We start from the raw sequence: 5,926 nt of genomic DNA, 5'->3' as shown, positions 1-5,926 counted from the left end.
GACTCGGGAATCGGGAGTCGGGAGTCGGGAATCGGGAAATCGGGACAGAGATTATGGATGCGATCGCATCGACTCGGCAGTCGGGAGTCGGGAATCGGGAGTCGGGAGTCGGGAATCGGGAAATCGGGACAGAGATTATGGATGCGATCGCATCGACTCGGCAGTCGGGAGTCGGGAATCGGGAGTCGGGAGTCGGGAATCGGGAAATCGGGACAGAGATTATGGATGCGATCGCATCGACTCGGCAGTCGGGAGTCGGGAATCGGGAGTCGGGAGTCGGGAATCGGGAAATCGGGACAGAGATTATGGATGCGATCGCATCGACTCGGCAGTCGGGAGTCGGGATGCGATCGCATAATTTAATTTACCGTCCTGCCCAAATAACGCCAACCGACCCCTAGAAATACTTTAGGACTTACGCAGTAACTCTACCTGTAGGGTTTGGTGCCCAGTTTTGGGTAAGTCCTGTCCAAGTCGCTGTTTCGCCAATGTCTGGTCTTCAAACAATAGTTGCACCCAAGCCGTAATAGCTTGGGTGTGGCTTTTTAGGCCGCCATTTTATACAAAAGCTGCTGACAGTCTTAAAAATCTTAACAAAAATGTAAACTTTATTTTCGCTATGTTACATTAAATTTAATACTTTATTAAGAATTGTTACCTAGAGGACTAATCAACTACATGGCGGAACCTACCCATCTGGCTGAGCTTGAGCAGGGTCTAAAACTCTGGAATCAATGGAGAGACAATCATCCCAAACTGATCCCTGACCTGATGGAAGTAGACCTGAGTGGGCAAAACCTCAATGGTTTCAATCTCTTTCAAGCAGAGCTAATGGGAGCTAACTTGAGTGGGTCATTGCTGATTTATACTGACCTGACTGAGGCTTGTGTCGTTGGGGCAATATTTGATAAAGCTATTCTTCGTCACGCTTACTTGAATAGAGCCAAGCTTACCCGTACATCCTTCCAAAGAGCAGACCTGACTATGACATCTTTGGAAGACGCTAATCTAATTAGGGTTAACTTTTCTCTGGCAGACCTTGAGGGAGCTAATCTGTTTAGAACTAACCTGATTGCTGTGAATTTCACCAAAGCCAATCTGAGTAGGGTCAACTTCACTGAAGCGGTGATGACTGGGGCTAATCTTAATGAAGCTCAACTGATTGGTAGTAATTTTGATAAAGCTAATTTAACAGGAGCAGATCTGGTGAAGGCGAATCTGAAAGGGGCTAACCTTAGTCAAGCTAATCTTAGTTATACCAACCTCAGAGAAGCTAACCTTAGTGAAACCAACCTCAGAAAAGCGAATCTTACCGGAGCTGATTTAACTCATGCCAACCTTCAGGGGGCTAATCTGATTGAAGCGGAACTTGATGGAGTGATATTAAATACGAGTATTTAGTTATTTGGGAAAGGGAGTAGGGAGTCGGGAGTCGGGAGTCGGGAGTCGGGAGTAGGGAATCGGGAGTCGGGAGTCGGGAGTGGGGAATCGGGAAGAAATAGGTGTGTCTACTTCATTAATAGTAAGCATTCAGTAGTCAGCAGTCAGCGGTCAGGAGTCAGCGGTCAGCGGTCAGCCTTTGCCTGAGCGCTGATAGCACCTAAAGTAGCACCTAAAGTAGCCCATAGGCTGATAGCTGATGGCTGATAGCTGATAGCTGATAGCGGATAACTGATAGCTAATAGCTGAGAACTGATACGCGACACGCTAATAGCTAATAGCTGATAGCTTACCCTTTAGTGCAGAAGTGCTGCAGAAAAAATATTTCGATGGGCTTGTCGAGTCTTGATTAAGTCGGCTTTGATCGAAATATCCGCACTCACATTCTGCATACATCGCTAATGATCAATTTTCAGCTGCCATGGTCTGATCGCGGCCATACCTCTGAATCTTCTGTGAAGAAAAAACACTGTAATGGTTCAATAGGTCAAATTAAAAAAATCAGACAGGGTGCTCTAGGTAGTCTCTTTGTGACTCTGTTTTGGGCAATTACCCCACCAGTTTTTGCCGCTGAGTATCTCACTCTACGCTTAGGGCCATTTGAGCAATCTGTCGCTATCAAGGAATTAGAAACGTTTGCTGAGACAGGGGAGTTATCACCAGCACTGCAACCCTATCGAGATATCCTCACGCCACAGATTCGGAAGATTTTGACCAATAGCCTCAAACTCAACCCTAAGACCACAGAAACCTTTATCAATGACCTTCTCCTCTCCAGCGATGGCGCACGGTTGTTGGACAGACTAGGGTTAGCACTCCCCGATAGTAGTTTAGAGCAATTAAAAGCTGCTCTGTTGTTAGGAGCAAGGCAAGTTAATGGTTTAAGTGTGCTGAGTTTCTTACGGGCTTACCCAGGAGAAAAGATCACTTTGGATGCTTCGTCTGCTGTTGGGATTGCCCTACAACTTAATGCCTCTTATTGGAAAAGTTTAGCAGTTGGTCCGATCTTAGAGCAAGATTTGGCTGTTGCGGACGCTGCCACCTTTCGCCCTAGATTTGACCCTGCTACTTCCGGTCCCCAATTGGTTAAACAGCGTAAACTAAGACTAAGAGACCGACAACGGCAACGTACTATTATTGTAGATCTATACTGGGCTGAGGATACCACTGGACCAATGGTAGTTCTCTCCCACGGATTTGCTGCAGACCGCAAATTTCTGAGATATTTAGCACGCCATCTAGCCTCCCATGGCCTTACTGTAGCTTCCCTAGAGCATCCTGGCAGCAACTTTACCAGGATTAACAGTTTGTCAGCACCTGGTAAACTTGGGGATTTGTTACCTCCGGGGGAGTTTATTGACCGTCCCAAAGATGTCAGCTTTCTCCTGGATGAGTTGGCTGACATCAACGATAGATATTCTACCATGCTTGGTAAACTGAATACTCAACAAGTTACAATTATTGGTCATTCCTTGGGGGGCTACACGGCTTTAGCGTTGGCTGGGGGAAAACTCAATTTAGAGGAACTGCGACGGTTTTGTAAAAATCGCTCTCCTGTGGGCAGATCCCCAGCAGATTGGTTCCAATGTGCAGCGGCTGATTTACCAGAAGACGAGGTTAATCTTACTGATCAGCGAGTGGTGCAAGCGATCGCTTTGAATAGTGTAACCGGGCGTTTGTTTGGTACTAAGGGTTTGCGTCAAGTTACTGTACCAACCTTAATGTTAACGGGCACAGAGGATGCCATTACACCAGCTCTAGACCATCAGTTACGGTCTTTTAATCAGTTGGGGGGTTCTAAGTATTTGATTAGCGCCATTGGTGGCACTCACCTCAGTGTGACTGACCCGAAGAATCTTAACGATGCGATCGCTAGAAGTACGTTAGTCAAAGAAGTGGTTGGAGACGATGCCCATAGCCTGCGGCAACTGGTCAAAGGTGTAAGTTTAGCCTTTATTAAGCAGCTAACTCCAGAAGCTGAACGCTATGAACCATTTTTAACCCCAGCCTACGCTCAATCTCTTTCGAGTCCCAAAATTTCCTTGCGTCTGAGTAAAAAATTACCCCCTACGATAGCGACTTGGTTTCAAGTTCTATCCGTGGGAAATCAGCAGGTTGCTATTAACTTTAAGGACGTAAATTATGGGTCGATCAGCTCAAATAAATTCTATTTTTATCCTAACACTAAAATGATGACTCCGAATAGTTTTTGCATTGGACAGCTGAATCAATTGTTCAATAAACTTATCAACAAGTACCGCGAAAAAGCAACTCGCATCAGTTAAGCTATATAGTTTTAGGGAGTCGGGAGTCGGGAGTCGGGAGTCGGGAATAGGGAATAGGGAATAGGGAATAGGGAGTGTGGGGAGATGGGGAGATGGGGAGATGGGGAGATGGGGAGTCAGATCAGTAGACCTCTTGCATAAGTCTCATAAACCGTGGGTGTTGACAAGGCAAAAGGCATGCATACAAAAGGGATAGATTTTGATTTCATATTTATTTTTGCAAGAGGTCTAGTTTTCCCGATTCCCGATTCCCGATTCCCTACTCCGGATTCCCGATTCCCGATTCCCGATTCCGGATTCCCGATTCCCGATTCCCGATTCCCTTAATTAATTGATAGTTGACAATTTTAAAGTTTTGTAACTTATGGCCAATATGGCAAGACTTTTCTATTAGCTATGGGGGAAGTTTATATAAACAATCAATAGAAATAAATTGGATATATGGCTATCATGGAAATCTCTGATTTAGGTTTCACCGAGAGGTTAGAGAGTGACAGCTTTGTTTCTGACAGTAGTGATCATAAAATAACTGATGTTGTCGGTGGTACAAGTCGCAGGATTCGTTGGCCTCATAATGATCAACCGCAGCAGGAGCCTACGACAATTGTGAGCATACCCATAAAATTACCGTTTTGTCCTCTTTTCTTATTTCCTGATGGCACTATCGGGCATAAGTGTTTTGATACTGATGATAGTCATTAGTCACTAAACCCAGCCAACCACATCTTTGATTTGATAGATCGCTAGCTCCCGGTCAATATGTTTCTTGGCTTTAAGAATCGGACTGTTAGGATTTTTGTACCAGCGCTGGGAGCGGAAACAAAAACCATTGGCTGTTATTACCTCCCAACTATAGCGAGTGCGATCAATCAATAACCAGATTTCATAGGAGTGATAGGTCTGTCGGGGAAATTTAAGAATACCAATTTCTAGCAGAATGCTCATGCGCATCCGCGATCGCTCTATACGTTTGAGTAATTCCAGAAAACACAATGCTGCCCGTTTAGCCGCCTCATGAGTTGGGTAACGGTAGCGATCGCGGGGTTCAAATTTGAAGTCTCGACTACTAAGGCGGAAATGAAACTTGCCTGAAGCATCTTCGACATATATCACACTCCAGGGGGTTTTCGGGTACTTTACACAAAAACCTGGAGCTATTAGTTTAACCGCAGTTGCCATCCTTATCCCTTTGCTAAACCGTTGCTGACAGGATCTTAGCCAAATTTTGATCGATCACCAACAGAGGGTTGCGGTCAATGAGCTTGACCGAAGGTGATTACCGATTACCGATTACCCGTTATTCTCGATTATTCCACAATTGGGCAACGCCCTTTTAGGCGTGTGAGAAGTCAATATCATCCTGGCCATAGGCTTGCCAAGCCAAGTCTACTAAGCCATCAACAATAGCAGCAGCCACTACCGCAGAACCCTTACGACCATCAATCCGAATGTGGGGAATCAAAGAGTCCGTCAACCGAGATTTAGCCACATCCACCTCGACAAATCCCGCAGGTACCCCAATCACCAAGGCTGGTCGAATTTCCTCTGCCTCAATCAACTCCACCAATACTGTTAAAGCTGTCTGAGCTTGACCAATCACAAAAATTCCTTCTGGATAGCGTCTAGCTAAGGTTTGCATCCCCCAGGCTGCCTTAGTCTTTTCTTTTTGAGGACGAGTGAGGGTTTCCATGCTGCAATACACAGGATTAGCAAAGGTATCTTGAATGTGGGGAGTGATCCCTACTTGTACCATTGGCACATCCACTACAATTGTGCTACGAGCAGCTAGAGCTGCTGCTCCTGCTTGTAATGCCCGCTCAGAAAAATGAATCAGAGACTTATACTCAAAGTCGGCTGTGGCATAAATCACCCGCCGCACAATCTCGTATTCCGCTGGTGAAAAGACATGCTCGCCTATTTCACGGTCAATAATTGCCAGACTTTGAGCATCAGTTATATGCCATTCCATGAGGACTCTTCAGACAAACTGGTTGTGATTATTTTGACATTATTCTGCTTGCTATAGGGGTTTTCATATTAGGGAACAGGGAATCGGGAACAGGGAATCGGGAATCGGGAATCGGGAATCGGGAATCGGGAATCGGTAACAGGCAATAGGCAAGAGGCAAGAGGCAATAGGCAAGAGGCAAGAGGCAATAGGCAATAGGCAATAGGGCAATAGGCAATAGGCAATAGGCAAT

At 45.6% G+C, this 5,926-nt stretch carries 7 protein-coding genes and 1 pseudogene; 4 read left to right on the top strand and 4 right to left on the bottom strand.

Features of this window, described 5'->3' with window-relative positions; translation table 11 throughout:
- Window positions 1-356 (bottom strand): annotated as a pseudogene (locus LYNGBM3L_RS39435) (hypothetical protein); the annotation flags it as partial.
- A 322-nt stretch (window positions 357-678) separates the two neighbouring features.
- On the opposite strand from LYNGBM3L_RS39435, the gene LYNGBM3L_RS34600 reads away from it, so the two are divergent.
- Window positions 679-1,401: a pentapeptide repeat-containing protein gene (locus tag LYNGBM3L_RS34600; RefSeq protein ID WP_008178328.1), complete on the top strand. Its 723-nt coding sequence runs from the start codon at window positions 679-681 to the stop codon at window positions 1,399-1,401.
- Here LYNGBM3L_RS34600 and LYNGBM3L_RS48275 read toward each other — a convergent pair whose 3' ends face one another.
- Window positions 1,402-1,530: a hypothetical protein gene (locus LYNGBM3L_RS48275; protein ID WP_267871967.1), complete on the bottom strand. Its 129-nt coding sequence runs from the start codon at window positions 1,528-1,530 to the stop codon at window positions 1,402-1,404.
- Window positions 1,531-1,841: 311 nt separating this feature from the next.
- Here LYNGBM3L_RS48275 and LYNGBM3L_RS01775 point away from each other — a divergent pair, with 311 nt between their 5' ends.
- The 3 genes from LYNGBM3L_RS01775 to LYNGBM3L_RS01770 all read left to right on the top strand — a co-directional run bounded on the left by LYNGBM3L_RS01775 (window position 1,842) and on the right by LYNGBM3L_RS01770 (window position 4,427).
- Window positions 1,842-3,725 (top strand): alpha/beta hydrolase, encoded by a 1,884-nt coding sequence (locus LYNGBM3L_RS01775; protein WP_008178327.1) that lies wholly within the window; start codon window positions 1,842-1,844, stop codon window positions 3,723-3,725.
- Between the two features lie 177 nt (window positions 3,726-3,902).
- The gene (locus tag LYNGBM3L_RS42625; RefSeq protein WP_154659649.1) at window positions 3,903-4,052 is read left to right on the top strand and encodes a hypothetical protein; all 150 of its coding nucleotides are present in this window, start codon (window positions 3,903-3,905) and stop codon (window positions 4,050-4,052) included.
- 114 nt (window positions 4,053-4,166) lie between these two features.
- Complete coding sequence (locus LYNGBM3L_RS01770; protein ID WP_008178326.1) at window positions 4,167-4,427, top strand: hypothetical protein; 261 nt, start codon at window positions 4,167-4,169, stop codon at window positions 4,425-4,427.
- A gap of 3 nt (window positions 4,428-4,430) precedes the next feature.
- Here the strand turns inward: LYNGBM3L_RS01770 and LYNGBM3L_RS01765 are convergent, their stop codons facing one another.
- Together LYNGBM3L_RS01765 and LYNGBM3L_RS01760 are read right to left on the bottom strand one after the other, a co-directional pair.
- Window positions 4,431-4,904 (bottom strand): hypothetical protein, encoded by a 474-nt coding sequence (locus tag LYNGBM3L_RS01765; protein WP_008178324.1) that lies wholly within the window; start codon window positions 4,902-4,904, stop codon window positions 4,431-4,433.
- 154 nt (window positions 4,905-5,058) lie between these two features.
- Window positions 5,059-5,694 (bottom strand): precorrin-8X methylmutase, encoded by a 636-nt coding sequence (locus LYNGBM3L_RS01760; protein ID WP_008178322.1) that lies wholly within the window; start codon window positions 5,692-5,694, stop codon window positions 5,059-5,061.
- Window positions 5,695-5,926: the final 232 nt, after the last annotated feature.

The organism is Moorena producens 3L (genome assembly GCF_000211815.1).
Taxonomy (GTDB): domain Bacteria; phylum Cyanobacteriota; class Cyanobacteriia; order Cyanobacteriales; family Coleofasciculaceae; genus Moorena; species Moorena producens.
This window is presented reverse-complemented; position numbering and strand designations above follow the sequence as displayed.

Excerpts from the sequence above, each read along its gene's own strand:
- LYNGBM3L_RS42625 (WP_154659649.1), top strand. The coding sequence starts at position 3,903 with ATGCATACAAAAGGGATAGATTTTGATTTCATATTTATTTTTGCAAGA.
- LYNGBM3L_RS01760 (WP_008178322.1), bottom strand. The coding sequence starts at position 5,694 with ATGGAATGGCATATAACTGATGCTCAAAGTCTGGCAATTATTGACCGT.
- LYNGBM3L_RS01770 (WP_008178326.1), top strand. The coding sequence starts at position 4,167 with ATGGCTATCATGGAAATCTCTGATTTAGGTTTCACCGAGAGGTTAGAG.
- LYNGBM3L_RS01775 (WP_008178327.1), top strand. The coding sequence starts at position 1,842 with ATGATCAATTTTCAGCTGCCATGGTCTGATCGCGGCCATACCTCTGAA.
- LYNGBM3L_RS48275 (WP_267871967.1), bottom strand. The coding sequence starts at position 1,530 with ATGCTTACTATTAATGAAGTAGACACACCTATTTCTTCCCGATTCCCC.
- LYNGBM3L_RS01765 (WP_008178324.1), bottom strand. The coding sequence starts at position 4,904 with ATGGCAACTGCGGTTAAACTAATAGCTCCAGGTTTTTGTGTAAAGTAC.
- LYNGBM3L_RS34600 (WP_008178328.1), top strand. The coding sequence starts at position 679 with ATGGCGGAACCTACCCATCTGGCTGAGCTTGAGCAGGGTCTAAAACTC.